At 62.2% G+C, this 1732-nt stretch carries 2 protein-coding genes; one reads left to right on the top strand and one right to left on the bottom strand.

Annotated elements, in window-relative coordinates; all coding sequences use genetic code 11:
• Positions 1 to 76: 76 nt before the first annotated feature.
• Positions 77 to 820, bottom strand: a complete 744-nt coding sequence (locus ACE04F_RS16955; protein WP_486108456.1) for a FadR/GntR family transcriptional regulator — start codon at positions 818 to 820, stop codon at positions 77 to 79.
• A 96-nt stretch (positions 821 to 916) separates the two neighbouring features.
• Between ACE04F_RS16955 and ACE04F_RS16950 the strand changes: the two genes are divergently transcribed.
• Positions 917 to 1630: a FadR/GntR family transcriptional regulator gene (locus ACE04F_RS16950; protein ID WP_486108454.1), complete on the top strand. Its 714-nt coding sequence runs from the start codon at positions 917 to 919 to the stop codon at positions 1628 to 1630.
• Positions 1631 to 1732: the final 102 nt, after the last annotated feature.

Genomic DNA, 1732 nt, shown 5'->3' with positions numbered 1-1732 from the left:
GGCCCGCTTGCATCAGCATTGAATTTGCCACCGTCTTCGCGAGCAGGCTCGCTCCCACAGGGGGCTGTGGAGCGTTTTATTCGTTGTAGAACGCTTGGCGATGTTGGGTTTCACACAGGCGCATGCGGCTGTTGCTCAAGTGCAGGTACATGGCCGCCCGCGCCGCGTCGACGTTGCGGCTGGCGATGGCATCGAAAATCTGCTGGTGTTCGGCATTGATCCCCTGCAGGTAAGCGCTGCGATCACTTTGCCCCGAATATGCGGAGTTCATCCGGGTACGCGGGATCAGCTTTGTGCCGAGGTGCTTCATGATGTCGATCAGGTAGAAATTGCCGGCCGCCTTGGCGATTTTCAGATGGAACTGGAAGTCGGCGTTGATTGTCGTGCCGGATTTCTCCGGCCCTTGCAGCAATGCCTCCAGCGCCTGGGCCAGTTCGGCCAGGGCTTGTGGCGTGGCGCGTTCGGCGGCCATGCCGGCGGCCTGCACTTCCAGGCTCAGGCGAAACTCCAGCAAATTGAGTACGTCCGACAACGTCGCAATTGTCGCCGGCCCGAGGGTGAACCCCTCCGGCGCGGGCATATCCAGGACAAACGTACCGACGCCATGGCGTGTCTCCACCAGCCCCGCCGCCTGCAGGCGCGACAGTGCCTCGCGCACCACCGAACGGCTGACGCCTTCGGCTTCCATGATGTGCACTTCGGTGGGGAGCTTTTCGCCGCATTTAAGAATGCCATCGCGCATGCGCTGGGCAAAACGGTCGACCAGTGTTTCGGCCAGGCGGCGCGGCTTGTTCAATGGAGATAACGCTTGGTCCGTCATCGGCGTGCCCTAGTGTGATCAGCGGGCATTATAGTGAGTTTTGACATAAGGTCGCGGCTATAATGCCGCGATCGTCTGGCTTGATGGATAGGTGCAATGGAGCGTGTCACAACCGATCGACGCCTGAGCATGACTCAGCAACTGGTGGTCGACCTGACGCAGCAGATACTCGCAGGCGAGCTGCCAGCGGGCAGCAAACTGCCAACCGAACAGGTGATCATCAAGGAGCGCGGCGTCAGTCGGACCGTGGTCCGCGAAGCGATGTCGCGGCTCCAGGCCGAAGGCTTGGTCGAGACGCGCCATGGCATCGGCACCTTCGTCGTCGACACCGCACGCCCCGGTGATTTCCAGGGTGGCAAGCACATCAAGGGCGGCGCCCATGACGCGCTGGCCGTCATCGAACTGCGCCTGAGCCTGGAAGTGGAAGCGGCCGGCATCGCTGCGCAACGCGCCACGCCGGAGCAGTTGCTGGCAATGCGCGAAGCGCTGGATGCGGCGAATGCCCTTGACCCAACGGATGACGACCGTGCCCGGACAGACTTCGAGTTCCATCGGCAGATTGCCCAATGCACTGGCAACAGCTTTTTTATCGACGCGATGGCGCACGTGGGCAATACCCTGATCGCCGTGGTCCAGCAGGCGGTGTCAGCGATGACAACTGAAAATCGAGCATTGGTGGTGCGTGAACGCGAGCAGATCTACGCGGCATTGGCGCGGCGAGACGGCGAAGCGGCGCGGGCTTCGATGCGGTTGCATTTGATCAACATGCTGCAGCGGGTTCGCGGTGTGGTGGAGTTGAACCCGCCATAACCGCACACCATTGTGGGGGAGCGAGCCTGCTCGCGAAGAGGCCCGCATTGCCAAGGAGTGCTTCTCTGCAGCGGCGAGGGCTGTTGTGGGGGGGGGGGGGGG

This window comes from Pseudomonas sp. AGC41, from assembly GCF_057334555.1.
The sequence above is the reverse complement of the archived record's forward strand: the minus strand, read 5'-3'. Positions and strand labels throughout refer to the sequence as shown.

Excerpts from the sequence above, each read along its gene's own strand:
- ACE04F_RS16955 (WP_486108456.1), bottom strand. The coding sequence starts at position 820 with ATGACGGACCAAGCGTTATCTCCATTGAACAAGCCGCGCCGCCTGGCC.
- ACE04F_RS16950 (WP_486108454.1), top strand. The coding sequence starts at position 917 with ATGGAGCGTGTCACAACCGATCGACGCCTGAGCATGACTCAGCAACTG.